We start from the raw sequence: 24,049 nt of genomic DNA, 5'->3' as shown, positions 1-24,049 counted from the left end.
CCACAGCGTGGACCGGCGCCCGACTTGTCCACTTCCCCTCTGGACGCGGGTGTTCAACTTCACGTTTTACGGTACGCTGTAGTCATGAGGAGAGATTTACGCGTTCTGGCCATCGTCCTTGCGGGAGGCGAAGGCAAGCGTTTGATGCCGCTCACTGAAGATCGAGCGAAACCCGCGGTTCCTTTCGGTGGCATTTACCGGCTGATTGACTTCGCGCTGAGTAACATCGTGAATTCTGGATACCTCCAGATCATCGTGCTTACCCAGTACAAGTCGCATTCGCTGGACCGCCATATTACGAGAACCTGGCGTATGTCCAACCTCTTGGGCAATTATGTGGCCCCGGTTCCCGCCCAGCAGCGGCGCGGCAAGGGGTGGTTCTCCGGTAGTGCGGATGCCATTTACCAGTCCATGAACGTCATCGATGATGAACGGCCTGATGTTGTGCTCGTAACCGGAGCAGACAATATCTACCGCATGGACTTCTCCCAGATGATGGACCAGCATGTGGAATCCGGTTTTGACCTGACCATTGCCGGTATTCGCCAGCCGCTGGAACTGGCCCCCTCCTTCGGCGTTATTGATGTGGATGCGGAGAACCACCAGAAGGTTTCCCGGTTCCTGGAAAAGCCGCAGGATACCTCCGGTTTGGGCCTGGAAGAAGCCCCGGATCAGTTCCTGGCTTCCATGGGCAATTACATTTTCAACACTGACGCCCTGGTTGAGGCCCTCCAGAATGACGCCGCGGATCCCAGTTCCGCCCATGATATGGGTGGCAGCATTGTTCCGCGATTCGTGGAAGCCGGTAATTGCGGCGTCTACGATTTCACCTATAACCGTATCCCCGGTGAAGGTGAACGGGATAAGGACTACTGGCGTGACGTGGGTACCATTGACGCCTACTACGCAGCGAATATGGATCTTATTTCCGTTACCCCGGATTTCAACCTGTACAACGAGCGCTGGCCGATCCTGACCGGCTACACCGGGTTGCCGCCCGCAAAATTCGTGTACGGGCATCACGAACGCCTCGGGCACGCCCTGGATTCCATTGTTTCCCCCGGTGTTATCGTCTCCGGTGGCGAAGTGATCGGATCGGTGCTCTCCCCCGGGGTGCGGGTGAATTCCTGGTCCTCGGTGCGTGAATCGGTGCTGCTGGACGGCGTGAATGTGGGGCGCAATGCCACCGTTATCCGCGCCATCGTGGATAAGAATGTCCAGATCGAAGAAGGCGCGCAGCTGGGTGTCAATCACGATTATGACCGCGAACGCGGTTTCTACGTCTCTGAAGGCGGCGTGGTCGTGGTTCCCAAGAATGCGGTGGTGCGCCGCTAAGCGGTTGCGCGCCTGAGTTATTCAGTGTTTGCACCGCTTGCCTAGCTTCAGGCTAGTATGTGTGCCCGGTATCGGTTTCCGGTACCGGGCACACCCGTGCTAGGCGAGGGAAACCAACTCCAGATAGTCGTCGCTCCACAAATCTTCGTCTCCGTCCGGGAGGAGAAGCACACGCTCGGGATTGAGCGCGGTCACGGCACCTTCGTCGTGCGTGACCAGTACGACGGCGCCTTCGTACTTGCCCAGGGCGCCAAGGATTTTCTCCCGGGAGGCCGGGTCAAGATTATTGGTTGGTTCGTCCAGCAACAGCACATTGGCGCGCGAAACCACCAGCATGGCCAAGGCCAGGCGGGTCTTTTCACCGCCGGAGAGGACGCGAGCGGGCTTATCGGCGTCGTCGCCCGAAAACAAAAAGGAACCGAGCACGGTTCGTAAGCCTGTTTCGTCGAACTCCGGGGCGACGTAACGCAAATTATCAACCACAGTTTTATCCGTATCGATAAAATCGTGTTCCTGCGCGTAATAGCCCAGCTTGAGGCCGTGCCCGGGGAGCACTTCACCGGTGTCCGGGGTTTCCGTTCCGTACAGTAAACGCAATAGCGTGGTTTTGCCCGCGCCGTTGAGACCAAGAACGACGACGCGCGAACCGCGGTCAATCGCCAAATCAACGCCGGTGAACACCTCCAGGGAACCGTAGGATTTTGACAGGCCCCGGGCCCGCAACGGTGTTTTCCCGCAGGGAGCCGGCTCGGGGAAACGCAGCGCTGCCACTTTATCGTCCGCGCGTTCTTCTTCCAGTCCCTCAAGAAGCTTCTCCGCACGTTTCGCCATATTCTGAGCGGCAACCGCCTTCGTGGCCTTCGCGCGCATCTTATTGGCCTGCGCCAGCAAATGATCCGCTTTCTTTTCGGCATTGGCGCGCATCTGCCGGCGCCGGCGCTCATCGGTTTCGCGCTGCTTGAGGTAGGCTGACCAACCCATCGCGTACTGGTCGAGGGCCGCCCGGTTGGCATCCAAATGCCAGACCGCCGTGACCGTTTCTTCCAGCAGATCCACCGAGTGGGAAATCACCACGAAACCACCCGAATAATTCGCGAGGTAATCGCGCAACCACAGGAGGGAATCGTGGTCGAGGTGGTTGGTCGGTTCGTCCAAAAGTAGCGTATCTGCCTGGGAAAAAAGCACCCGCGCCAGATCGACGCGGCGGCGCTGCCCACCCGAAAGGGTGCCGAGGGGCTGGTTGAGGATGCGCTCATCCAGGCCCAGAGCCGCGGCCATTTGGGAAGCCTGGGCATTGGCGGCCCAGCCCCCGGCCGCGGTGAACTCCTGATCCAGGCGCACGTAGCGTTCCATGGCTTTTTGCTGGCGGGTGCCGGTGCATTCGGCCATATCTTTTTCCGCCTTGCGGATGCGGCGGATCGTGGCGTCAATTCCGCGGGCCTCCAGGATACGATCCCGGGCAATCTGGTTCGGATCCCCATCGTGGGTATCTTGCGGGAGGTAGGCGATGGTGCCGCTGCGGTGCAGAGTTCCTTCGTAATCAACGGCATCCGAGGTGGTGCCTTCGCCTGCCAGCAGGCGGGTCATCGTGGTTTTGCCCGCGCCGTTGCGCCCCACCAGGCCCACGCGCATACCCTTGTGGACCTGAAAACTGGCGTGCTGGACAAGTTCACGCGTACCGATGCGAATCGTGAGATCAGAAGCCGTAATCACAAGGGCCTACTTTACCGAGAAAATCGCGCGCGGGCCGCATTGGCCGTCACGGTAGCGCGCTACTGGCGTGCGCTGGTCAAGGTCGCCTGTGCCGCCGATGGGCCTCGGCTTGCAGGTGGTCTCACAGCAGCGCGCCACTGGTGCCAGCGGCGTGCACGGGGGACAATGGACAGGTGACAATATCATCTTCAGCACCCGAACCGGATCCCGGCGAGCATCCGGAAACCCACGGCGCTTATGTGCTACCCGTGGTGATATCCGTATGCGCTGCGGCCTGCGTATTTCTCGGGCACGGCCGGCTGCTCGTGCAACTCCTCGCCTGGCTGGGCGCGGTGGCGGGCCTGGTTCTCACCGCCGTCACGCTCTCGCGCGAACAGCGTGCCACTCCCGGTCAGCTGCGCTTCCGCAAGGTGGCCGGATGGAGCTTCCTCGCCTGCCTCATCTGCGTGATCGTGGCGGCGCTTCCCCTCGGGTACGCTATCGCGCGGTATTAACGGAAAAGGGCCGCGGGGGCCGGGCCGGGAGGGTAGGCTCGAAGCCATGAGTGTTAACGACGGCGTGCGCCTCGACGGGGCGAGAGTACAAAATCGCGGACGCGGGCGCGGTGCCATGATTGGCGGCGGCATGGGGCTCACCGGAATTATTATTGCCCTGGTCTGGTACATGGTCACCGGTACTCCCCCGCCGGCTGCTATCACCCAGGGCACCTCCCCTCAGGGCAGCTCCGCCCAGCAATCCACCACCTCAGATTTCGCGGACAAGTGCCGTACCGGAGCGGATGCCAATGCCTCCACCGAATGCTTTATGGTGGCGGTGGCCCAATCCCTCGATGCATTTTGGGAAAAGGAACTGCCCCGCGCGGCGCGCACCCGCTATGAGCTTCCTGGCTTTGCGCTCTTTTCCGAAGGCGTGAGCACCGGGTGTGGGAATGCCTCCAGTCAGGTGGGTCCCTTCTACTGCCCCGCCGATGGAACCGTCTACCTTGACACCACCTTCTTCGATGAACTGGAAGCTAATTTCGGGGCGGAGAACACCACCCTGGTCCAGGCCTATGTGGTCGCCCACGAATTCGGGCATCATATCCAGAATCTCACCGGGGTATTCGAGCGCGTCAATCCGCGCGATACCGGCCCGGATTCTTCGCAGGTGCGCTCGGAATTGCAGGCTGATTGCTACGCCGGCCTCTGGTTGCATCACGCCGCCAGCACGGTTGATCCGGCCAGCGGGATCCCGATTCTCCAGGCTCCCACCCGTGACCAGCTCGCCAGCGCGATTGATGCCGCTGCCGCGATTGGCGATGACCATATTCAAGAAAGCGCCGGCATGGATGTCAATCCGGAAAAGTTCTCCCATGGCTCATCCGCTCAGCGTATGGATGCACTGACAACCGGCTACGAAACAGGCGATTTCAACGCCTGCAATACCTGGCGCTAAAGAGGCGTTGGCGGAAGTGCGGCGTGCGCACAGAATTTTCTGGGCGCACGGGCGTCGTCGTACTAAATATTGAAACCGAGGGCGCGCAGGTCATCGCGGCCGTCTTCGGTAATGCGTTCCGGGCCCCACGGCGGTAGCCACACCCAGTTAATATCCACGTCGTCCACAAGATCTTCCGTGGCGATAATAATGCCGTCGGTGATGGCGTCCGTGAGCGGGCAGGCCGGCGAGGTGAGGGTCATATCGAGGTGGAGGTGGCGGCCGTTCGTGGTCACGCCGTAGACCAGGCCAAGATCGACGATATTCACGCCGAGCTCCGGATCGATAACGTCTTTCATCGCCTCGAGGACGAGGTAGGGATCGACGTCGTCTATCGGGCTATCACCGTCGGTGTAGACCACTTCGCCGATACGTTCGTCCGCTGCGGGCGCGGGTGCCTCCGGTGCGTTTGCTGCAGCCATAGTTTCCGGCACGCTTGCCGCAGGCGCCGTTTCCGCGGCAGGCGGGGTGGCCTCGGGAGCAGTTGCCTCGGGCGCGGGCGGGGTTACTTCGTTCTTCTCCGTCATTGTTCCGGGGTCTCCTTCATTAGGGGCGGCGTAGCGCCCACGGGATTCGTAGCTTCTGCTGAATTGCTCGCGGGCGTGCCGGGTGTATTGAGGTGGCGCAATGCTTCGTCGGTTGCTTCGCGGACTGCCATCCAGCCGAGTAGCGCGCATTTAATGCGCATGGGGAAGCGGGCTACCCCGTGGAAAGCGGCGGCGTCTTCCAGGGCATCCGCGGCGGTATCTGAAAGCTCCGCCCCGCGGCTGTCCATCATCTCGCGGAAATAACCGTAGAGGGTGGTGAGGTTCTCGATGGATTGCCCGGCCACCAGGTCATTCATAATGGAAATCGAGGCCTGGGAAATGGAACAGCCCTGCCCCTGCCAGGCGAGCTCGGCGATCTTCTCTCCATCCGGGGAGAGGCGCACCTCGAGGGTCACCTCATCCCCGCACATGGGATTGACCTGGGTGGACTCCCCTTGTGGTACGACGGCGCTACCGGCCACCGGCGCCAGCTCACCTTCACCGTGGCGTTCGCGCGCCGCGTCGAGAATAATCTGCTGGTAGAGCTCATCAAGTTCGCTCAACTTTTTATCCTTCCACCCGGAAATAGCCGCGGACCTGGCTCAACGCATCAAGGAATGCGTCAATATCCGAGCTCGTTGTATAGATCCCCACGGAGGCGCGCACCGAAGCCGGCACCCCGAAGAAATCATGAATCGGCTGGGCGCAATGGTGGCCCACCCGCACCGCAATACCGCGCGCGTCCAAGAATTGCCCCACGTCATGCGGGTGCACGCCGTCCACGGTAAAAGCCGCGATCCCGGTACGTCCGGCGCCTGTGCGCGGGCCGAGCACCCGGATCCCCGGGATCTGCCCGAGCCCGGCAAGCAGCTGGGCAGTCAGCTCATCTTCGTAGCGCGCCACGTTCTCCATGCCGATGGCACTGAGGTAATCCACCGCCCGCGCGAGGCCCACGATCTGGGTAACCGGCTGGCTTCCCGCCTCGAAACGGGCCGGCGGGCGCGCGTAACGCGTTTTTTCCATCGTCACCCGTTCGATCATCGAACCACCGAATTGGTAGGGCGGCAGGTCCGCGAGGAGTTCTTCACGCCCGTACAGCACCCCCACCCCGGTGGGCCCGTACATTTTATGGCCCGAAAACGCCGCGAAATCTACGTCAAGTTCCCGCACGTTCACGGGCAGATGCGGCGCGGATTGGCAGGCATCGAGCACCGTAAAAGCACCCACCGCGTGGGCCGCCTCCACGATCTGCGCCACCGGCGAAACCGCCCCGGTCACATTCGAGACATGGGTAAAAGCAACGATGCGGGTGCGCCGCCCGATCACCGCGAGGGTGGCCGGGTCAATCCGGCCCTCGCTATCCAGATCAAGCCACGTGAAGCGGGCCCCGGTGCGCTCACACAATTCCTGCCAGGGCAGCAGATTCGCGTGATGCTCGGCGCGGGTGACCACGATATCGTCACCAGCGCGCAGCAGGAAACGATCCGCGTTCCCCCAGCCGCGCCCCGCCGTAGCATTCGAGATCGCGTAGGCGAGGAGGTTGAGGGATTGGGTGCTCCCGCTGGTCCATACAATTTCCTGGGGCGCCGCCCCGATGAAAGCCGCCACTTTCGCGCGGGCCTCTTCGTAGGCCACGGTGGATTCCTCCGCGAGCAGGTGGCTCCCGCGCTTGACCGCCCCGTTGGAGCGCGTATCAAAATCCACCATCGCGTCCAGAACGGCGCGCGGGCGCTGCGCCGTCGCCCCGGAATCTAGGTACACGAGGGCCTGATCCCCGCGCATCGGCCGGGCCAGAATCGGGAAATCTTCCCGCGCCACCAGCGGGCGCACGGCGTTCACCTACTTCGCCTCCGCTTCGATGTAGCTGTCGTACCCGGAGGCTTCCAGTTCGCTGGCCAGATCCGGCCCGCCGGTGCGCACAATCTTGCCGCCGGCAAAAACGTGGACGTAATCGGGTTTGACGTACTGCAAAATCCGGTTGTAGTGGGTGATGAGCAGCAGCGAATTACCGGTGCGTTCATGCACGTCCACGATGCCTTCGGAGACCACACGCAGCGCGTCCACGTCCAGGCCGGAATCCGTTTCATCCAGCACGGCGATCTTGGGTTCCAGCAATTCCATCTGGAGCACTTCGGTGCGTTTCTTTTCGCCACCGGAGAAGCCCACATTGAGATCGCGCTTAATAAAATCGGCGTCTACCCGCAGTTTTTCCGTGACTTTGCGTAGCGCCTGGGACCATTCGCGCAGCTTGGGAGCTTCCCCGTCAATCGCGGTTTTCGCGGTGCGCAAGAAATTCGAGACGGAAACGCCGGGGACTTCCACCGGGTACTGCATGGCGAGGAAAAGCCCCTCGCGGGCGCGTTCATCGGCGGTCATATCGGTAATATCCACGCCGTCGAGCAGCACCTGCCCGGAGGTGATCTCATAGGAGGGATGCCCGGCCAGCGCGTAGGCCGTGGTCGATTTACCCGAGCCATTCGGGCCCATAATCGCGTGGATTTCATTATCGCCAATATGCAAATTGACGCCGTGCAGAATCGGTTTGGGGCCTTCGGGGGTGATGACCGAGGCGTGCAGATCAATAATATCGAGAGTAGCCATTACTTCTCCTCAGGTGTTGTGTCCACGTCAATAAAAACGCGGCCGTCATTATCGCAGGTCAAGGGGTAGACGGGCACGGGGGTGACCGCCGGGAGCGTGAGGGCACGCCCGGAACACAGGTCGAATTCCGCCCCGTGTTTGGGGCATTCGATTGTGGTATCAAAAACTTCGCCGTCGCTGAGGTTGACGTCTTCATGGGTGCAGATATCGCCCACGGCGTGCCAGGTTCCGTGGCAGTCGCGTGCGATACATACGGGTACGACGGCGCCGCTAGCAGCGCGGACTTCCACACTCAGAGCGCTTTCCGGCTCGAGATCCGCGGTGGTGCACACCTGCTGCCAGCTCATGCCTCCTCCCCGCTTCCGGCATCGGCCAAATCGAGTTCGCGTTCGATAGCGTCCATGAGCTTGGTGCGCACCGAATCCACTTCGATCTGTTCCACCAATTCCGCGAAGAAACCGCGCACCACCAGGCGGCGCGCCACGTCCGCGGGGATGCCGCGGGCCATGAGGTAGAAGAGCTGCTCATCATCAAAGCGCCCGGTGGCTGAGGCGTGCCCGGCTCCGGCAATATCCCCGGTGAGGATCTCCAGATTGGGCACCGAATCGGCCTTGGCGCCTTCGGTGAGCACCAGGTTGCGGTTGAGTTCATACGTATCGGTCTGGGCGGCCTGAGCCCGAATCAGCACATCCCCGATCCACACCGAATGCGCCTCATCGCCCTGGAGCGCACCCTTGTAGGTGGCTCGCGATTTGCAATGCGGGGCCACGTGATCCACGAAAATCCGGTGTTCGTGATGCTGGTGGCTTTCGGTGATATAAGCGCCCAGCAGTTCGGTATCAGAATGCTCCCCTTCCAGCTCGCACGCGGTGGTCATGCGGATGAGATCCCCGCCGATGGTCACCACGATATGCCGGAATTTCGCGCCTTCACCCACCCGGATCCGCTGGGCGGAATGCTGGGACGCGCAGCGTTCTTGTTCCTGCACGGACACAACGGTGAGATCCGCGTGCGCTCCCACCTCAATTTCCACGGTTTCCGTGAGGTCGCCGCTGCCGGTGTGCTCGAGCACCACGGTACCGCTGGCCTCCGGGGCCGCGGTGATGAGGGTGTGAGCAACGCTCAGTTTCCCTTCCCCGTTAATAATGGCGACGACGTCCGCGTGCTCGCTTCCGTCAAGAGTCACGATATGCGCACGCTGGAAAGCTGACCAGGCGAGGGCGGCCGCGCGGTCATCGGGTTTCCCCACCGTGCCCAGGCGCGGATCGCTGCGGTCCACTTCTTCCACGCGTGCCCCACCTACCACGGTGGCGGTCACGGTGGCATCGCGCACGCCCTCCACGTTATGAATGAACGGGGCGACCCGGTCCATCGGCGTGAAACGCCAGTCTTCTTCCTCCCCGGTTCCGCGCGGAATCGGGAACTCCTCCGGGTTGAAGGAGGCGAAACGGTCCGAGCGGTCGGCGTGCGCGGTATGGAATCCTTCGTCTGCCAGCACCGCCTGGGAATGATCAGTACTGACCATTAGCCCACACTCCCTTCCATTTGCAGATCAATAAGACGATTGAGTTCAAGTGCGTATTCCATGGGCAGTTCGCGGGCGATGGGCTCCACGAAGCCGCGCACGATCATCCCCATGGCTTCTTGTTCGGACAGGCCGCGTTGCATGAGGTAGAAGAGCTGTTCTTCGCTCACCTTCGTCACGGTGGCTTCGTGCCCCATTTCGACGTCGTCCGTACGCACATCCACGTAGGGGTAGGTATCGGTGCGGGAGATATCGTCCACGAGCAGAGCGTCGCACACCACATTGGATTTCGAGCCGCGGGCATCTTCCGAGACCTGCACGAGGCCGCGGTAGGAGGAGCGCCCACCCCCGCGCGAAATTGACTTCGACACAATCGAGGAGGTGGTATTCGGGGCCAGGTGCTGCATTTTCGCGCCGGTATCCTGATGCTGGCCCGGGCCGGAGAAGGCCGCGGAGAGCGCTTCCCCGTGGGCGTGTTCGCCCAGGAGCACACAGGCCGGGTACTTCATATTCAGGCGCGAGCCAATATTACCATCCACCCATTCCATCGTGGCGCCTTCGGCCACGGTCGCGCGCTGGGTCACGAGGTTGAGCACGTTATTCGACCAGTTCTGGATGGTGGTGTAGCGGCAGTGGGCATTCTTCTTCACGATGATTTCCACGATAGCGGCGTGGAGGGAATCCTCGGAGTAGATCGGCGCGGTGCAACCTTCCACGTAATGCACGTAGGAGCCCTCATCACAAATAATGAGGGTGCGTTCGAACTGGCCCATCGCCTGGGTATTGATACGGAAGTACGCCTGCAAGGGGATATCCACGTGCACATTCTTCGGCACGTAAATGAAGGAACCACCCGACCACACCGCGGTATTGAGGGAGGCGAATTTATTATCCCCGGCCGGGATTACGGTGCCGAAGTATTCGCGCACCAGGTCCTCGTGCTCGCGCAGTGCGGTATCAGTATCGACGAAAATAACGCCCTGTTCTTCCAGGTCCGCACGAATCGAGTTGTACACCACCTCGGATTCGTACTGTGCAGCCACCCCGGCCACCAGGCGTTCTTTTTCCGCTTCCGGGATGCCGAGCCGGTCGTAGGTGTTTTTGATTTCCGGGGGGAGGTCATTCCAATCGGTGACCTGGCGGTCGGTTGCCCGCACGAAGTATTTGAAGTCATCGAAGTTGATCCCGGAAAGATCGGCTCCCCAGGTGGGCATGGGGCGTTTCTCGAAGAGACGTAGGGCACGCAGGCGCCGCTTGAGCATCCATTCCGGTTCTTTTTTCGCCGCGCTAATCGCGCGCACCACGCCCTCATCCAGACCGCGGCGCGCGTGCGCCCCGGCGGTATCGGTATCGTGCCACCCAAATTCATAGGCGCCGGACAGGTTCGCGATCACGTGTTCCTGCTGCGCCACGGCCTCCGCAATTGCTGCCTCGTGCCGTGTTTGTGCCATGTGTTTCCTCCCGATTTAAACGCTGTCAGCGTGCAGCGTCACCGTGCACACGTGGCTCCCGGATGCAATGGTTGCCAGGCGTTGCACGGGAACCCCGAGTAGTTCGTGAAAAGCGCGGGTTTCCGCCGCGCATAAAAAGTGATGGTGTGTGGCGACGTCGCGCAGGGGGCAGCGTCCCTGGCACAACTGAATCATCTGGCGCGGCCCATCCTGCGTGCCCGGAACATCGCGAACCGACGCGGCGTAGCCATCGTGGGTGAGGGCTCGCGCCAGGCGGCGCAACCGCTCCGCGGGATTTTCGGTATCCCCGAGCGCATCGCGGTAACGCGCCACCAGGGACCGTTCCCGCCGCCGCGCAAATTCCTCCACCCCGGCCTCCCCCAGATTTTCGCGCAGAAAATCAAGGGCGGCATTCGCCATGGTGTGATACGAGGTTGCCCCGGCGTTCTGCCCGGTATCGGTCGCCACGTAATAGCGGGCCGGGCGCCCGGCTCGTGCCTCGCGCTGCCCGGGTTTTTCGCATTCGGTGATCGCACCGGCATCTTCGAGCGCCACTAAATGCCGGCGCACCCCGGCCGGAGTGAGAATAGCCAGCTGGGCCAGTTCCGCGGCACTAATGGGCCCGCGTTCCATAATGAGGCGCAGAATTCCTTCGCGGGTTGTTTCTTCCCGGGGGCGGATCCCTGCGCTTTCTTCCTCTGCCATCTGGATCACCACCCCTTCCACTGTTCTCCACCTTCACCAAGCATCCGGGAGCGCTGCTCGGAATCCTGGGCCGTAGCCCGAGGCTCCCCCGCATTGCCCACCGCTGCTTTATCACGTGCCGGCCTGCTATATCTAGGACCTCGCCATCCAATTAAACAACACGGGCGTTGCGTAATCTAGTTTGGACAGCCTAACCGGACGCAAAAAGGCGCAAGCTTGCCGGTGCCTGCCCGCCGTGCGCGCGGGTTACGCCCGTGGCTAAGCGCTGCGCGCCAGGTAGGCGAGTACCGCGGCCACCAGCTGCGGATTGCCGAGCCGCCCAGCCAGTATCGCCTCGCGCACCCGGGCGAGCGGCACCCACCGCGCCTCGATTTCTGCCTCTTCATCCTCGCGGGCGAAGGTGCTTGCGGCCGGAGCCGGATCGCGGGTGAGATACACCGTCATATGTTCATTGGTGAAACCTGGCGAGGTGTAGAAGCTGGTGAGGAACTCCAGGTTCCCGGCCTCATAATCCGTTTCTTCGCGTAGTTCACGCCGGGCGGCATCCGCGGGATCCTCACCCTCAATATCAAGAATACCGGCGGGAATTTCCCACAGGAGCGAGCGGACCGGGATCCGATACTGGCGGATGAGGAGCACTTCTTCAGCTGCGCCGTCGCCGCTATTCCGTACCGCGAGTACCGCAACCGCGTCACGGTGCTCCACCCAATAGCGCTCCATCCGCGCCCCCACGCTGGGTAGTTCCACCGTGTCTTCGTAGACGTTAATAAAAGGCGATTCGAGTATGCTGCGCCGCTCCAGGCGCCGCATATGCTCGGGGCGGTACTCATCGCTGAGCTCGAGGTTCATTGTCTTTCCTTTCCTTCGCGGGACGGGTGGGTGCAGGCGGTTGCGTGCGTCCATGCGTGCGGGTGCGTGCGCGCTGCGGCCGGGCCGTTATGCATTCGCTTCGTCGAGGGCCACGGCAATGGCCGGCATTTCTTGGGTCGACGGCGCCTCTGCGTCACGCGCCAAACGTAGCGCGCGCCGGTCCACCAGGTAGAGCGCTACTCCCCCGATGGCGAGGGTGAGTGCGCCGGCCGCGGCGGTTGCTCCCAGCGCGCCCAGGGCACCTTCGCCCCACCAGCGTAATATCCCGCGCCCGGTGGCGTATCCGGCTCCGCCCGCAAGTACCGCGGCCGGAAGCACGATACGTAGGGAATAGCCCACGCCGCGCAGCGCCCCGGGGCCCACCGCGCGCCGGATCGCGAAGATATGGCCGATGCCGCCTATCGTCATACCCACGGACATCGCCGCACCAATACTGATGAGGACCTCGGTGCGCCCGCGCACCCCCAGGCCGGCCGCGCCGATGAGCACCATCACAACGCTGAACCACGCCGCCGAATTGACGATAATGACCGCGCGGGCCGCCTCCACCGCGTAAAGCACCCGCGAACCGTGGTAAATAAAGGCGTAGCCGAGGAGGGCCGGGGCCATGGCCAGCATGGCAATATCCATATGGGCCACCGGGCGCGCCACCGCGAACAGCGCCTGGGCGGGTTCCGCCACCGCCACCAGCAGTGCCACGCACAGCAAGCCAATATCGAAAACGAGTCGAGAGGAACGGGCGGTAATACGGGCCAGGCCCGGCCGTCCGGGAATCGCGGCAGCTTCGGCCAGGCGCGGGAACACCGCGGTGGCAATGGGGACGGCCAGCACCGCGTAAGGAACCATATAGAGCTGGTTCGCGAACGTGAAAACCGGGTAGGTTCCCACGTCGCCACGCGCATTGGCGAAAAGCATAACCGCGATGATTTGAATCTGCTGGGCGAGCAGGCCGGCCAGCCCGGCCCCGCTCAGCCGTAGCGCACGCCGCCCCACCCCGGGCGGGAAACGGAAGGTGGGCCGCAGCGTCATGCGCCGCAGCACCGGGATGAGCTGGGGCAGCGAAAAAACCGCCACTCCCGCCGTGGTGCCCCAGGCCAGCACGTAGAGGGCGGTGCGGGATATGCGGGCCGGATCGTGCTGGTTACCGGCGGCTAGTTCCGTGAAAATAAGGAACGTAATAATAACCGTGACGGAGGACAGCAGCGGGGCGAGGGCGGGAAGCACGAATTTTTTATGTGCCTGCAATAGCCCCGTGCACACCACCGAGAGTCCGTAGAGCGGTATTTGCCAGGCGAAAATCCGCAGCAGCGTGGCGGCGAAATCCACGCTGGCCGCCGGCGAATCCGCCCCCAGGAGCACCTCCATAATGGGGTGGGCGCCCAGGGTCACTAGTCCGGCCACCGGAATTCCGATGGCGAGCACCCAGGTGAGCAGGGCGGATGCGGTGCGGGAGACTTCCGCGGCGAGGGCTTTCGCCAGGAACCCGGAGACCAGCGGGATAACCGCGGCGGCCAGGGCCCCGCCGGCCGCGATTTCGAAAAGTACATTCGGGACGGTATTCGCCGTTGAATACGCTTCCCCGGCGAGTGAGTCCCCCAGCGCCCCGTTTTGCACCCAGGCGCGCACGAAGCCCATGGCACGCGAAAGCAGGGTGAGAATCGCTATGGTTCCGGCTGCTCCGAGTGCCGTTCCGAGAACTTTTTTCATGCCCGGCCCGCCTGGTCGAGGGCACGCAGCCACGGGTGGATTGCGATAACCCGCGAAAATGATATTTTTTCGCTTGCGATATTAAGGGCGACGACGGCGCCCAGCGCCCCGCGCCGCACCCACGGGCCGCGGCTGGCCAGTGCCCAGCCCAGGGCTGCGCCCAGTGCATTTGCCCCGGTATCTCCGAGCATGACCGTGCCGGCGAGGTCCTCGGGCAGGCAGGCTGCGCCGGTGCCCATCAGAGCTGCGGCAACGGGCCCCGCGGGCGGGTAGCTGACCAGGGAGAAGGGAGCCGCGGCGACGAGGGTGCCTTTCCAGGCCCGGCCCGGCGCGAGGTCGAGGAGATTAATAAGATTCGCGGTGGCGGCAATAAGAATGGTGCGTTCGGCGTGGAGCGCGAGCTGCCGGGCCGGAGAGGAAGTGCGGTGAGAGACGTTGCCGCGAGAGGCCGTGGCGCGCGAAGCTTTAGTGCAAGAAACGCTGGCAGCGCCCGGGAAGCGCGCGGCCAGGGCCGCACCCGCCCCGATAATCACTATTTTCAGCGCACCTGAGGTTAGGTGGCCCCGGGAGAGTGCCCCGAGGTGGCCGCGCAGTCCTTTGGAGGTACGCGAAAATGCACCCTCGTAAAAATCGTCAATATATCCGGCCAGCCCGCCGCTGAGCGCCGCGATAACCGGACCGGCCGAGCAGCTGCCTCCGGAGAGCAGTGCCCCCGCCGCGCAGCCCGCGGTAATACCCGCCACCGCAACCGGGCCTTCCCGCAAACTCACGCTCCGCCCGTCTTTCGCGGTACGTTGCCAGGAGGGCGCGGGCTGCCGGGAGAGCAGTTTCTCAGCGGCGCGCGCGGCGGCGTATCCGGCCGGGGCGGCAGCGCCCAGGCGCACCTGGTTCCTCCAGAAAGCAGAAAGGGTCATGCACCCATGGTACCGTTACTGCCCTGCCGGGGCCTGCCCACCTTCGGGAGCTTGCCCGCCGTCCGCGGGTGCGGGTGCCGGCGCGGGAGCCTGTTCGGGCTGCGGGGCCGGGGCCGGCTGCGCGGGCCCGGAAGCGCTCTGGCGTTCCCCAATTGCGCTATCTGCCCCCGGTGCTACCCCGAGGTGCACGTGCCGTTCATGTAGTTCAGCGGCCACCGCCATGGGAATATTGACATCGCCGAGCGCGGTTTGTGCCGAATCCACCGTGGAGCCGGCTTTGGCCGAGCGCACGGCTCCCAGCACGGAGTTTCCATCAGTCCCCGCGCCCACCGCTACCGCCGGGCCACGCCCGGCCATGGCCGCGAAGGCCGTCTGGTAGGTATCCGTGATATGCGGAGAGGTGGTTTCCTTCTCTGCGGGCGCCGGTGCGGCTTCCGCCGGATCAGCGGTGATAAAAACAACCACCTCGGCGGCTTCGCTCGGAGCAACCGCCACATCAATGAGCTTATTTTCCGGAGAGGTGAGAAGCGTGATGAGCGTCGTCGCCCCCGCATCTTCCGGCGCGGAACGCACCACGGTATCCACGGCCGCACCGAGAATCGCGTCCGCGGAACCGCCCGCGGGCAGATCCTTGACGTATGAACCGAGGTTACCGGAAAGCGTGGAACGGTAAGTGGCGTATTCGGTGTCGGTAAAAGCCGGGGCCAGGGTGATTTCCCCGGTGATACGCGCCCCGGCAGCGCTCAGACTCTGCCGGGTTTTCTCCACAACGGCACCGTCCGCCCCGGCCGCCGCCACGATAGCAACGCGCCGATTCGTCAGCGTTCCAGCATTGAGTTGTTCGCCGGCACCGAGGAGCGCCGTCGACGCCGCATCGAGCTGCGCCCCGCGTTGATCAAGCTCCACGCGCATCTTATCGCGCGATTCGCGCAGGGAATCCACCTGGCCGGTCAACCCGTGCGCGATCGAATTTTGCAGCGGACCCGCCCCGAGAATCACTCCGATGGCCAGCGCCAAAAACACCGAGACCAGGGAAACGAGATGATACCTAAAATCAACCATCAGCTAACTTTCCTAGAAGAGATTACGGAACCACTCGGCAAGATCCCCGAGGCGAGTGGTGAGCACGGACAGGAAGGTTTGGCCCGCACCGGTAACGGCCAGGGCCGCGAAGAGCGCAAAAACTCCCGCGAGAATGAGGGCAACCAGCATCCAATTCGAAATCGAGGAGCGGTAGAGGCGCGAGACGCCCTTCGCGTCAATGAGCTTGCCGCCCACCACCAAGCGGGTGAGGAAGGTCGATGCCATTCCCGCCCGGCCCTTATCGAGGAATTCCAGAATCGTATTGTGGGTGCCCACCGCCACAATGAGCTTGGCACCTTTGGAATCCGCCAGCAGCATAGCAACATCTTCGGAGGTGCCGGTGGCCGGGAAGACCACGTGATCCACGCCCAGATCTTCCACGCGTTTCTTGCCGGGGGCGCGCCCATCCCGGTAGGCATGCACCACCACTTCGGCACCGCAGCGCAGCGCTTTATCCGATACCGAATCCATATCGCCGACGATAATACCCGGGGTGTAGCCCAGTTCCAGGAGGGCATCCGCCCCGCCGTCTACCCCGATCATGAGGGGCCGGTTCTCCCGAATATAGGGGCGCAGGGCGCGCAAGTCTTCGCGGTAATCGTAGCCGCGCACCACCACGAGCACGTGGCGGTGCTCCATGGACGTGCGAATATCAGGGATACCAACCCCGTCCAGGATGAGGCCCTGTTCTTCGTTGAGATATTCGAGGGTATTCGCGGCGAAAGCACGCAGCTGCACGGTCATGCCGGCGCGGGCCGCCTCGCTATCGCGGGCAATACTCTGCGCGGTTTGCAAAGTACCTTCGGCAATAACGCGCCCGCCGGCCACCACGCGCGCCCCGTCAATATCCACCCACTGGCCTTCGGATATATCCATAATTTCCGGGCCGAGGTCATCGATAAGCGGAATACCGGCTTCTTCCAGGATCGCGGGGCCGAGGTTCGGGTAGCGCCCCGAAATGGATTTCGCGGCATTGAGCACGGCAACGGGTTGCGCGGCCACCAGGTTTTCCGCGGCGACCCGATCCAGATCCGTGTGGTTAATAATCGCTACATCGCCGGCTTGGAGGCGACGAGTGAGATTCTTGGTGCGCGCGTCCACCCGGGCCGGACCGGCCAGGGTTCCTTCCGCAACGACCTTCTTTTTTCGCCATAACTTCGATGCCACAAGCTTTATAGTGCCACATTCGCGGCCTTAAGTAGCTCAGCTGCGTGCGCGCGTGCCACATCGGTATCGCTTCCCGAGAGCATGCGCGCCAGTTCGGCTTCGCGTTCCGGCCCGCTAACGTCACGCAGTTCGGTGCGCGCGGCACTTTCTTCTAGTTGTTTCACGACGACGAGTTGGTGCTCGGCGCAGGCCGCGACTTGGGCCAGGTGCGTGACCACAATAACCTGGGCGCTTCCGGCCAGTTTTGCCAGTCTTTTCCCGACGGCGCTGGCGGCACGGCCGCCAATCCCGGCATCCACCTCATCGAAAAGGAACGTGTGACCCTGCTGGGCGCGCCGAGCCGCCAGCCCCACTTCCAGGGCGAGCATGACACGCGAAAGTTCCCCGCCCGAAGCACCGGAGGCAAGCGGGGCGAGGGGCGCGCCGCGGTGGGCGGCCAGCAAAAAAGTGACGGAATCCGCACCGTTAGCGCCGGGTTCCGCGGCTTCAACCTGAACGGTGAAATGGGCATCGGGCAGGGAAAGCTCGGGAAGTTCCGCTTCAACCGCGCGGGCCAATTCGTTTCCGGCGGCGGTGCGGGCCTCCCGCAGGGCCGCACCCGCCTCTTCCATAGTGGCGTGGGCCTGAGAGAGTTCTTTTTCGAGGCGTTCCAAGGTGGCGGCCGGGTCATCAAGCTGTTCCAGGCCGGCGCGGGCTTCTGCCGCGGCCCGCAGTATTTCTTCGCCGCTCATCCCTAAGTTTTTGCGTAACCCCGCCAGCTCGGAGCGGCGCGAATAAATAGTGGAGAGCTCATCGGGTTGGGCTTGGGTACCGCGGGCCAGTTCCGCAATATCCGCGTGAATATCAGTGATATCAGCTTCGGCGCTTTCCAGGCGCTCGCGGAGATCCTCGAGCTGTGCGTTCGGCATATCAGAACCGCTTAGTTCAAGGACGTGCTCGAGTTGCGCCAACGCCACGCCCAGGGCGGATATGGCACCGGCCTCGGTATCATTCCCGCTGAGGGCTTCGGCGGCAGCCGAGTAGGCCCCGTACATTTCCACCGCGTTTTCCAGAATCCGGGCGCGCGCCCGCAGGGCTTCTTCTTCTCCGGGCTGGGGATTGACCGCCTCGACTTTGTCAAGCAAAGCGCGGTACGCCAAACGTTGCTGGGCGGCGCGCTGCGCCCCGGCCTGAAATACATCGCGAGCCTCGCGTGCTGCACCGTAGTTTTTCCAGGCATGCTCCCAGGTAGCTTTTGCCCGCGTGATGGTGTCGCCCCCGAATTCATCAACCGCGGCGCGCTGCTGGCTGGGGTTACCTAAACGGATCTGATCGGATTGACCGTGCACGGTCACAAGCTCCGCCGCGATATCGGTGAGCACCGCGGTGGGCACCGAACGGCCCCCCACAAAAGCGCGGGAGCGCCCTTTGGCGGGGATGTGCCGGGCAATAATAACGGCGGCGGTATCGCCCTCAACATCGTAGCGGCCACCGGCCTCGGTGATACGGTCCAGGAGCGGGGAGGAAGCATCCACGAGGAAGGTTCCTTCCACTTCCGCCTGGGTTGCTCCGGCCCGCACCCGGGCCGGATTAGCTTTCGCACCTAAAAGCAGGGTGAGGGAGGTGACCGCCATGGTTTTTCCGGCCCCGGTTTCCCCGGTGAGGGCCGTCAGCCCGCGCCCCAGATTGAGTTCGGCTTCCGCGATCACGCCGAGATTGCGGATGCGTACCTGGTCGATCATTCGCGCACCTCACGCTCGCGCCAGCCGCGCACCGGCAGGTGGAAGCGGGCCACCAGACGCCCGGAGAAGGGTGTTTCATTTAGCCGGGCAAGCTTGACGGGCCGCTCTCCCCGCACCGCGGTAATAACAGTTCCTTCGGGCGCAACAAGCCGGCGCCGCGAATCGCAGGACACCATGGCCTCATCGCGCAAAACCCGAACTTCTAAGGTGGAGTACGGGCTGACCACGAGCGGGCGGGTGAAAAGCGCGTGGGCTGCCACCGGGGTGAGCAGGAGTGCTTCCACGCTTGGCCACACCACCGGGCCGCCGGCTGAAAAATTATAGGCGGTGGAACCGGTGGGTGTGGAGAGGAGAACCGCATCAGCTTTGAAAGCGGAAATTTCGCGGCCGTCCACCCCGATGGACGTTTCGATAAGGCGGGAGTTAAAAGCTTTTTCTACTGATACTTCGTTGAGGGCCCACTGCACGATGCACGAGCCATCCGGGCGTTGCACATGCACATCAATGGTCATGCGTTCGGAAATAACCCAATCGCGCGCGGCGATACGTTCCACCACCGCGGGTAGTTCATCGGGTTGCGCTTCGGAAAGGAAGCCCATATGCCCGTAGTTGATGCCGAGGATGGGCACATCGGTGCTGCGCCCCAGCTCCGCGCCGCGCAAAATCGTGCCGTCCCCGCCCATAACGAGGATGAGATCCGCATCGCGGGCCCCCGCCAGCGTTTCGCTGGTATCCACCCGTATTCCGCGTTCTTCCAGGGCGACAATCGCATCGTGAGCGGCACGTTCCATCTGCGGTGGTAACGTGCGATTGACGACCAGGGCGACTTTTGGTTGTGCCATCGAATGCCTCCCCTCTCTTCAGGTATCCTACCCGCTACCGCGCGGGCCGTCCCTGCCCGGCCGGCCCCGCTGCCACCGCCGCCCGCACGCTTTCCTCGAGATTCTCTCCGAGCAGATCTGGGGCATTTTTCTTCATATAAAGGAAATATTCAACGTTACCGGCCGGCCCGGGAAGGGGCGAGGGCGCGACTGCTTGGATGGCTAGCCCGGCGGCGCGGGCGGAAAGGGCGACGTCGCATACGGCCTCCACGTGGTACTCCGGATCACGAACCACGCCGTGCGCACCGATCTTCTCCCGGCCCACCTCAAATTGCGGTTTGACCATAAGCAAAAAATCGGCCCGTGGCGAACTCGCGGCGGCAAGGGGTGCGACTAGCAGTCGCAAAGAAATAAAGGAGAGGTCCCCCACGACCAGATCGGGCGCGGGGGCAACCGCCGCGGGATCTAAAGTGCGCACATTCGTGCGTTCGAGCACGGTGACGCGGGGGTCTTCGCGGAGTTTCCAGGCGAGCTGGCCGTAGCCAACATCCACGGCCACCACGTGGGCGGCGCCGCGCCGCAGCAGCACATCGGTGAATCCACCCGTGGACGCACCCGCATCCAGGGCCCGGACGCCTTCCACTCGCGGGCCGGCATCCCCGAGGTAATCAAGAGCACCGAGGAGTTTATATGCTCCGCGGGATACGTAACGATCCCGCGCGGCTTCTTTAACAAGAAGTGCCTGAGCCGGGTCCATTTGGCGGGCGGGTTTCGTGACTTCGGCCCCGTCCAGGAATACTTGGCCTTCGCGGATGAGCACCGCGGCATCCTGGCGGGAGCGCGCGAGTCCGCGCCGCACAAGTTCCGCGTCAACGCGCCGTAAACGCCCCATAGCCGAGCACCTTTCTGGTTTAAACCCGCGCCCGGGAGAGGCGCCGGCCCAATTCGGCGTGAATCGCCTCCAATTGTTCAATCTGTTCGGGCAGGTCGAGCTCGGTGAGCTGATCCAGGGCTGCCTCAATATTGAGCGGTGCGCTCGGGAGCGGTACCGCCGGCCCGGGCGCACCTGGCCCGGCAGCCCCCGGCGCGGGAACCGCCGGCCGGGCAACCGTCGGCCCGGGAACCGCCGGCCCGGGCGCTGCGGCTTTATCCTGATCCGTCATCGCTGCTCCACGGTGATGTCCTCGAGAACAAGGTTCTCCCCCATACCGCGATCCCGTAGCTCCCATACCGCGTGCACCGCAGCCCGGTAGGTGTCCAGACCCAGGTGTGGCCCGCGTCCATCGGAGGTGACCAGGCGGGCCGCTGCGCCGTCGTTCCCTTCTTCAACCTGCGCCCAGGATCCGCCGGCCACCCAGCGTTCGCCTTCCCGGTGAATATCTGGGTAGTCCTCGTTGAGGACGCGCAGGTCATCGCCGAGGTAATCGGGGCGTTCTTCCGGGGCGGCGAGCATGATATCGCGCGCGGCGCTCACGCCTGTCAGCACGTGGAGGCTGGGAATGCCGGCGGCGCGCGCCCCGCGAATATCGGTATTGAGGCGGTCGCCGATGGCGAGGGGATGGGTGGAACCGAGCATCTCCATCCCGATGGCGAAAATCGCCGGATCGGGTTTGCCCGCGGACAATGGGCTCACCCCGGTGGCATTGACGACCGCCGCCACGAGCGAGCCGCAGCCGACCATAAATCCGCGTTCCATGGGGAGGGTGGCGTCCAGGTTTGTGGCGACAAAAAGCGCGCCGCGCCGAATGGCCAGAGCGACTTCCGAGAGCGCCGCCCAGTCAATGGTCGGGTAGAAACCCATGATGACCACGTCCGGGTTATCGTCGGCCGATGCGACGGGGACAAGCTCGGTCTCACTCACCGCGCGATGCAGGCCATTACCCCCGATGACGAGGGCTTTTGCTCCGGCTGGTACCTGCGCGGCAGCCAAGCGGGTGCTGGCCATCGCGGAGGTGAGAACCGTGGAGGCCGGGGCTGAGATTCCGACGGTTGCGAGGTGCGCGGCGACTTCTTCCTGGGTGCGCGAGGCGTTATTGGTGAGGAAGAGTGGGCGCATTCCGGCCGCGATGGCGCGCGCGTATGCATCGGCGGCGTTCGGGGCCGGATCGATGCCAAGGTAGAGCACACCGTCCAGATCGAAAATTGCGCCGTCGAAATGGGATACCAGGCTCGCCATTACTCTTCTTCCGACTCCTGCACGGACTCCTGCTCCGACGTCGCCTCAAAATCCGCATCGACTCCCGGTGCGGCCTCCCCCGCAGGCCGGGCCTCAGCTTCAGCCTCAGCTTCAGCCTCGGATTCAGGCGCCACTTCGGGCTCCGTTTCTGGCTCCGCTTCTGGCTCCGCTTCTGGCTCCGCGGTGAAAAGTTCGACTTCACCTTCGGCGTTGTAGACGGGGTTCCAGCGGGTGCGCAGCTCTTCGGCTTCTTCCGCGCGCCCGAGTTCTTCGAGGCGATCCGCCTTGATGAGCTCGACGCGGGCCCGCAATTCCTCATCGAGGTTCTCGACCTTGATTTTCTCGAGGACAGCCAGGCCGGCCTCCGAATCACCGGCATCCGCGCGAGCCCCGGACGTCACTAGCGCCAATTCGAGCGTGGTGGCGGTATTGAGCCGCTTGAGCGGAATCTCAGCGATAAAAGCGAGGGCCTTTTCGGGCCGGCCTAACCCGCGTTCCGAATCAGCCTCGAGGGCCACATGCGAATAATCATCGGTCATGCGCCGGTAGGTACGCAGCTCACGCAAAGCTTCGGAGTACCGCCCGGTCAGGTAGGAGGTCAATCCGAGCGCCTCACGCACAATATCGATGCGCGCGGCATGCCGGTAGGCCGCCTTCGCGTGTTCGTAGGCGAGCTCAGGATTCTGGTCCATCATCGAACCGGCATAAACGAGGTGCCGCGCCACGTTTTCGGAAACCGCCGGCGCGAGCACCTTGAGCTTACGCCGCGATTCCGCCGCGAGATCCTGCGCATTGACCGTTTCGGGAATGAAGGGATCCTTCATACCGCCGCGGCTGCGCCGATCATCACGCTGCCGCTTATCGTTCTCACGGTATCCACCACCCTCTTCGCGCCGCCGGTCCTCACGGCGATAGTTATCGCGACGGTGATCATCACGACGCCGATCATCACGCCGATGGTCGTCACGCCGGCGTTCGTCCCGATCAAAGCGCGGCTTGTCATCATAGTGGTCGCGGCGCCCGTAGCTGCTGTTGTCGCGTACCTCGTGTTCTTCGGTACGACGACGATCTTCGCGGTCAGCGCGCTCATTGAAACGATCATCGCGCCGGCCACCGAATCGCTTGTCCTGGCCTCGGCGGTTATCGCGCCACTGGCCACCGCGTCCTCCGCGCCGGTCTTGACGGTCGTAGCGGCCATCGCCGCCGCGATCCCAGGATCCGCGCGATTGGCGTGAATCGCCTAAGTCCCTATCGTCCCAATCGCGCCGGTACCCGCGGTGGTCATCGCGGTCGCGGCGATTATGGAATCCACCCTTGTGGCCTCGTTCGTCGCGGCCGTCCTGGAAATCACCACGCCGACTCCACGAAGAACGCCGGTTTCCACCGTTGCGCTCATCGCGAGATTCCCGTGATTCCCACGAGTCGCGGTCGCGGCCATAGCCACGGCCCCCACGCCGGTCGATGTTATGACGGTTCCAGTTTCCTTCACGGTTATCCCGACGCCGTGAGCCTCCGCGGCGGTCATTCCAAGCTTCGCGGGGATCGCTCCAAGCGCGTCCCTCACCGCCTTCTCCGGATTCATGCTGCGAGGGTTCGCGCCGTTGCCGTGCGGACCTCCATTGTCCTTTCGGACGGTCGTCTTCGGAGCGTTCTTCGCTCCATTCTTCGTGGTCAGACATTTCATTCCTCGCAGTTCGATTGTAAAGAATCACGATGCTGTGCTTATTTTAGGCCGACTCCAGCTCGGCCGCGCGCTGAGCAGTAAATTTTGGCGCGCAGAGATTAAAAAGGTGTGGGGTGTGTTCTATGCCCTAACAGATAAGACATAAACACACCCCACACACATAAGAAACATGGCGGCAGTGACCTACTCTCCCACACCCCACCGAGTGCAGTACCATCAGCGCAAACAACCTTAGCTACCGGGTTCGAAAAGGAGACCGGGCGTATACCCTTGCCGCTATAACCACCGCCACAACCAAACAAACACCAACCACCATGGTGGCCAGTCATCGCACAGTGAACGCAAACACACATAATCTCACGCAAAAACAAACAAAAGCAACCCGTCAAAAGTTGTTTTGGCTATCGGTCCATTAGTACCAGTCAACTAAAACCCTCACAAGCCTTACATCCCTGGCCTATCAACCCGATCATCAACCGGGGACCTCACCCACACAAACGTGGAACGAGAACTAATCTCGAAGCAGGCTTCCCGCTTAGATGCTTTCAGCGGTTATCCCTCCCGAACGTGGCCAAC

At 63.0% G+C, this 24,049-nt stretch carries 25 protein-coding genes and 2 rRNA genes; 3 read left to right on the top strand and 24 right to left on the bottom strand.

Going from position 1 to position 24,049, the window contains the following annotated elements; translation table 11 throughout:
• Positions 1 to 84 precede the first annotated feature (84 nt).
• Entirely contained in the window at positions 85 to 1,335 is a 1,251-nt protein-coding gene (glgC, locus tag QP305_RS00135; protein WP_035277237.1) for a glucose-1-phosphate adenylyltransferase, read from the top strand.
• 99 nt (positions 1,336 to 1,434) lie between these two features.
• Here glgC and QP305_RS00130 read toward each other — a convergent pair whose 3' ends face one another.
• Positions 1,435 to 3,048 carry an ABC-F family ATP-binding cassette domain-containing protein gene (locus QP305_RS00130; protein ID WP_087070740.1) on the bottom strand — a complete coding sequence of 538 codons (1,614 nt, stop codon included), beginning with the start codon at positions 3,046 to 3,048 and terminating at the stop codon, positions 1,435 to 1,437.
• Positions 3,049 to 3,221: 173 nt separating this feature from the next.
• On the opposite strand from QP305_RS00130, the gene QP305_RS00125 reads away from it, so the two are divergent.
• Positions 3,222 to 3,542 (top strand): hypothetical protein, encoded by a 321-nt coding sequence (locus QP305_RS00125; protein ID WP_284903195.1) that lies wholly within the window; start codon positions 3,222 to 3,224, stop codon positions 3,540 to 3,542.
• Between the two features lie 46 nt (positions 3,543 to 3,588).
• Positions 3,589 to 4,482, top strand: coding sequence for a KPN_02809 family neutral zinc metallopeptidase (gene ypfJ / locus QP305_RS00120; protein WP_284903193.1), 894 nt, complete (start codon positions 3,589 to 3,591; stop codon positions 4,480 to 4,482).
• A gap of 62 nt (positions 4,483 to 4,544) precedes the next feature.
• Here ypfJ and QP305_RS00115 read toward each other — a convergent pair whose 3' ends face one another.
• The 23 genes from QP305_RS00115 to QP305_RS00005 form a co-directional block, all read right to left on the bottom strand.
• Positions 4,545 to 4,943 carry a metal-sulfur cluster assembly factor gene (locus QP305_RS00115; RefSeq protein WP_434736379.1) on the bottom strand — a complete coding sequence of 133 codons (399 nt, stop codon included), beginning with the start codon at positions 4,941 to 4,943 and terminating at the stop codon, positions 4,545 to 4,547.
• A 101-nt stretch (positions 4,944 to 5,044) separates the two neighbouring features.
• Entirely contained in the window at positions 5,045 to 5,611 is a 567-nt protein-coding gene (sufU, locus tag QP305_RS00110; RefSeq protein WP_284903189.1) for a Fe-S cluster assembly sulfur transfer protein SufU, read from the bottom strand.
• 4 nt (positions 5,612 to 5,615) lie between these two features.
• On the bottom strand, positions 5,616 to 6,887 hold the full coding sequence (locus QP305_RS00105; protein ID WP_284903186.1) for a cysteine desulfurase: 1,272 nt from the start codon (positions 6,885 to 6,887) through the stop codon (positions 5,616 to 5,618).
• A complete protein-coding gene (gene sufC, locus QP305_RS00100; protein WP_016442707.1) occupies positions 6,888 to 7,649 on the bottom strand; it encodes a Fe-S cluster assembly ATPase SufC in 762 nt (253 codons plus the stop codon). It abuts the gene before it with no gap.
• A complete protein-coding gene (locus tag QP305_RS00095) occupies positions 7,649 to 7,996 on the bottom strand; it encodes a Rieske (2Fe-2S) protein (protein WP_026429292.1) in 348 nt (115 codons plus the stop codon). The genes sufC and QP305_RS00095 overlap by 1 nt, the downstream gene beginning before the upstream one ends.
• Positions 7,993 to 9,174, bottom strand: a complete 1,182-nt coding sequence (gene sufD, locus QP305_RS00090; RefSeq protein WP_284903184.1) for a Fe-S cluster assembly protein SufD — start codon at positions 9,172 to 9,174, stop codon at positions 7,993 to 7,995. The genes QP305_RS00095 and sufD overlap by 4 nt, the downstream gene beginning before the upstream one ends.
• Complete coding sequence (gene sufB, locus QP305_RS00085) at positions 9,174 to 10,625, bottom strand: Fe-S cluster assembly protein SufB (RefSeq protein ID WP_200807184.1); 1,452 nt, start codon at positions 10,623 to 10,625, stop codon at positions 9,174 to 9,176. The genes sufD and sufB overlap by 1 nt, the downstream gene beginning before the upstream one ends.
• 15 nt (positions 10,626 to 10,640) lie before the next feature.
• The gene (locus QP305_RS00080; RefSeq protein ID WP_284903560.1) at positions 10,641 to 11,330 is read right to left on the bottom strand and encodes a helix-turn-helix transcriptional regulator; all 690 of its coding nucleotides are present in this window, start codon (positions 11,328 to 11,330) and stop codon (positions 10,641 to 10,643) included.
• Positions 11,331 to 11,588: 258 nt separating this feature from the next.
• Entirely contained in the window at positions 11,589 to 12,179 is a 591-nt protein-coding gene (locus QP305_RS00075; protein WP_284903183.1) for an NUDIX domain-containing protein, read from the bottom strand.
• Positions 12,180 to 12,266: 87 nt separating this feature from the next.
• Entirely contained in the window at positions 12,267 to 13,907 is a 1,641-nt protein-coding gene (gene murJ / locus QP305_RS00070; RefSeq protein WP_284903182.1) for a murein biosynthesis integral membrane protein MurJ, read from the bottom strand.
• Positions 13,904 to 14,821 carry a hypothetical protein gene (locus QP305_RS00065; RefSeq protein ID WP_284903179.1) on the bottom strand — a complete coding sequence of 306 codons (918 nt, stop codon included), beginning with the start codon at positions 14,819 to 14,821 and terminating at the stop codon, positions 13,904 to 13,906. The genes murJ and QP305_RS00065 overlap by 4 nt, the downstream gene beginning before the upstream one ends.
• Positions 14,822 to 14,836: 15 nt before the next feature.
• The gene (locus QP305_RS00060; RefSeq protein ID WP_284903177.1) at positions 14,837 to 15,883 is read right to left on the bottom strand and encodes a copper transporter; all 1,047 of its coding nucleotides are present in this window, start codon (positions 15,881 to 15,883) and stop codon (positions 14,837 to 14,839) included.
• Positions 15,884 to 15,895: 12 nt separating this feature from the next.
• Positions 15,896 to 17,071 (bottom strand): putative cytokinetic ring protein SteA, encoded by a 1,176-nt coding sequence (gene steA / locus QP305_RS00055; RefSeq protein ID WP_284903176.1) that lies wholly within the window; start codon positions 17,069 to 17,071, stop codon positions 15,896 to 15,898.
• A gap of 5 nt (positions 17,072 to 17,076) precedes the next feature.
• Complete coding sequence (gene recN, locus QP305_RS00050; RefSeq protein ID WP_284903175.1) at positions 17,077 to 18,792, bottom strand: DNA repair protein RecN; 1,716 nt, start codon at positions 18,790 to 18,792, stop codon at positions 17,077 to 17,079.
• The gene (locus QP305_RS00045; protein WP_284903174.1) at positions 18,789 to 19,634 is read right to left on the bottom strand and encodes an NAD kinase; all 846 of its coding nucleotides are present in this window, start codon (positions 19,632 to 19,634) and stop codon (positions 18,789 to 18,791) included. The genes recN and QP305_RS00045 overlap by 4 nt, the downstream gene beginning before the upstream one ends.
• Positions 19,635 to 19,668: 34 nt before the next feature.
• A complete protein-coding gene (locus tag QP305_RS00040; RefSeq protein ID WP_284903173.1) occupies positions 19,669 to 20,505 on the bottom strand; it encodes a TlyA family RNA methyltransferase in 837 nt (278 codons plus the stop codon).
• Between the two features lie 19 nt (positions 20,506 to 20,524).
• Positions 20,525 to 20,776, bottom strand: coding sequence for a hypothetical protein (locus QP305_RS00035; protein WP_284903171.1), 252 nt, complete (start codon positions 20,774 to 20,776; stop codon positions 20,525 to 20,527).
• A complete protein-coding gene (locus QP305_RS00030) occupies positions 20,773 to 21,789 on the bottom strand; it encodes an HAD-IIA family hydrolase (protein WP_284903170.1) in 1,017 nt (338 codons plus the stop codon). The genes QP305_RS00035 and QP305_RS00030 overlap by 4 nt, the downstream gene beginning before the upstream one ends.
• Positions 21,789 to 22,613, bottom strand: a complete 825-nt coding sequence (locus QP305_RS00025; protein WP_284903169.1) for a hypothetical protein — start codon at positions 22,611 to 22,613, stop codon at positions 21,789 to 21,791. Before QP305_RS00025 ends, QP305_RS00030 begins: the two co-directional genes overlap by 1 nt.
• Positions 22,610 to 22,987: a hypothetical protein gene (locus tag QP305_RS00020; protein WP_284903167.1), complete on the bottom strand. Its 378-nt coding sequence runs from the start codon at positions 22,985 to 22,987 to the stop codon at positions 22,610 to 22,612. Before QP305_RS00020 ends, QP305_RS00025 begins: the two co-directional genes overlap by 4 nt.
• A gap of 42 nt (positions 22,988 to 23,029) precedes the next feature.
• Positions 23,030 to 23,371: a hypothetical protein gene (locus tag QP305_RS00015; RefSeq protein WP_284903165.1), complete on the bottom strand. Its 342-nt coding sequence runs from the start codon at positions 23,369 to 23,371 to the stop codon at positions 23,030 to 23,032.
• A gap of 272 nt (positions 23,372 to 23,643) precedes the next feature.
• Positions 23,644 to 23,763 (bottom strand): 5S ribosomal RNA (gene rrf / locus QP305_RS00010).
• Positions 23,764 to 23,864: 101 nt separating this feature from the next.
• Positions 23,865 to 24,049: ribosomal RNA gene (locus QP305_RS00005) — 23S ribosomal RNA — on the bottom strand; the annotation flags it as partial.

It is taken from the genome of Actinotignum timonense (genome assembly GCF_030216305.1).
Lineage (GTDB): Bacteria > Actinomycetota > Actinomycetes > Actinomycetales > Actinomycetaceae > Actinotignum > Actinotignum timonense_A.
This window is presented reverse-complemented; position numbering and strand designations above follow the sequence as displayed.

Bases quoted from the DNA above. Each gene is read 5' to 3' on its own strand.
- ypfJ (WP_284903193.1), top strand. From the start codon at position 3,589: ATGAGTGTTAACGACGGCGTGCGCCTCGACGGGGCGAGAGTACAAAAT.
- sufB (WP_200807184.1), bottom strand. From the start codon at position 10,625: ATGGCACAAACACGGCACGAGGCAGCAATTGCGGAGGCCGTGGCGCAG.
- QP305_RS00025 (WP_284903169.1), bottom strand. From the start codon at position 22,613: ATGAAGGATCCCTTCATTCCCGAAACGGTCAATGCGCAGGATCTCGCG.
- QP305_RS00115 (WP_434736379.1), bottom strand. From the start codon at position 4,943: ATGGCTGCAGCAAACGCACCGGAGGCACCCGCGCCCGCAGCGGACGAA.
- glgC (WP_035277237.1), top strand. From the start codon at position 85: ATGAGGAGAGATTTACGCGTTCTGGCCATCGTCCTTGCGGGAGGCGAA.
- sufD (WP_284903184.1), bottom strand. From the start codon at position 9,174: ATGGTCAGTACTGATCATTCCCAGGCGGTGCTGGCAGACGAAGGATTC.
- sufC (WP_016442707.1), bottom strand. From the start codon at position 7,649: ATGGCTACTCTCGATATTATTGATCTGCACGCCTCGGTCATCACCCCC.
- QP305_RS00075 (WP_284903183.1), bottom strand. From the start codon at position 12,179: ATGAACCTCGAGCTCAGCGATGAGTACCGCCCCGAGCATATGCGGCGC.
- murJ (WP_284903182.1), bottom strand. From the start codon at position 13,907: ATGAAAAAAGTTCTCGGAACGGCACTCGGAGCAGCCGGAACCATAGCG.
- QP305_RS00030 (WP_284903170.1), bottom strand. From the start codon at position 21,789: ATGGCGAGCCTGGTATCCCATTTCGACGGCGCAATTTTCGATCTGGAC.
- QP305_RS00045 (WP_284903174.1), bottom strand. From the start codon at position 19,634: ATGGCACAACCAAAAGTCGCCCTGGTCGTCAATCGCACGTTACCACCG.
- recN (WP_284903175.1), bottom strand. From the start codon at position 18,792: ATGATCGACCAGGTACGCATCCGCAATCTCGGCGTGATCGCGGAAGCC.
- QP305_RS00015 (WP_284903165.1), bottom strand. From the start codon at position 23,371: ATGAATCCGGAGAAGGCGGTGAGGGACGCGCTTGGAGCGATCCCCGCG.
- QP305_RS00035 (WP_284903171.1), bottom strand. From the start codon at position 20,776: ATGACGGATCAGGATAAAGCCGCAGCGCCCGGGCCGGCGGTTCCCGGG.
- QP305_RS00040 (WP_284903173.1), bottom strand. From the start codon at position 20,505: ATGGGGCGTTTACGGCGCGTTGACGCGGAACTTGTGCGGCGCGGACTC.
- QP305_RS00020 (WP_284903167.1), bottom strand. From the start codon at position 22,987: ATGGCCGCTACGACCGTCAAGACCGGCGCGGAGGACGCGGTGGCCAGT.
- QP305_RS00080 (WP_284903560.1), bottom strand. From the start codon at position 11,330: ATGGCAGAGGAAGAAAGCGCAGGGATCCGCCCCCGGGAAGAAACAACC.
- QP305_RS00065 (WP_284903179.1), bottom strand. From the start codon at position 14,821: ATGACCCTTTCTGCTTTCTGGAGGAACCAGGTGCGCCTGGGCGCTGCC.
- QP305_RS00095 (WP_026429292.1), bottom strand. From the start codon at position 7,996: ATGAGCTGGCAGCAGGTGTGCACCACCGCGGATCTCGAGCCGGAAAGC.
- QP305_RS00060 (WP_284903177.1), bottom strand. From the start codon at position 15,883: ATGGTTGATTTTAGGTATCATCTCGTTTCCCTGGTCTCGGTGTTTTTG.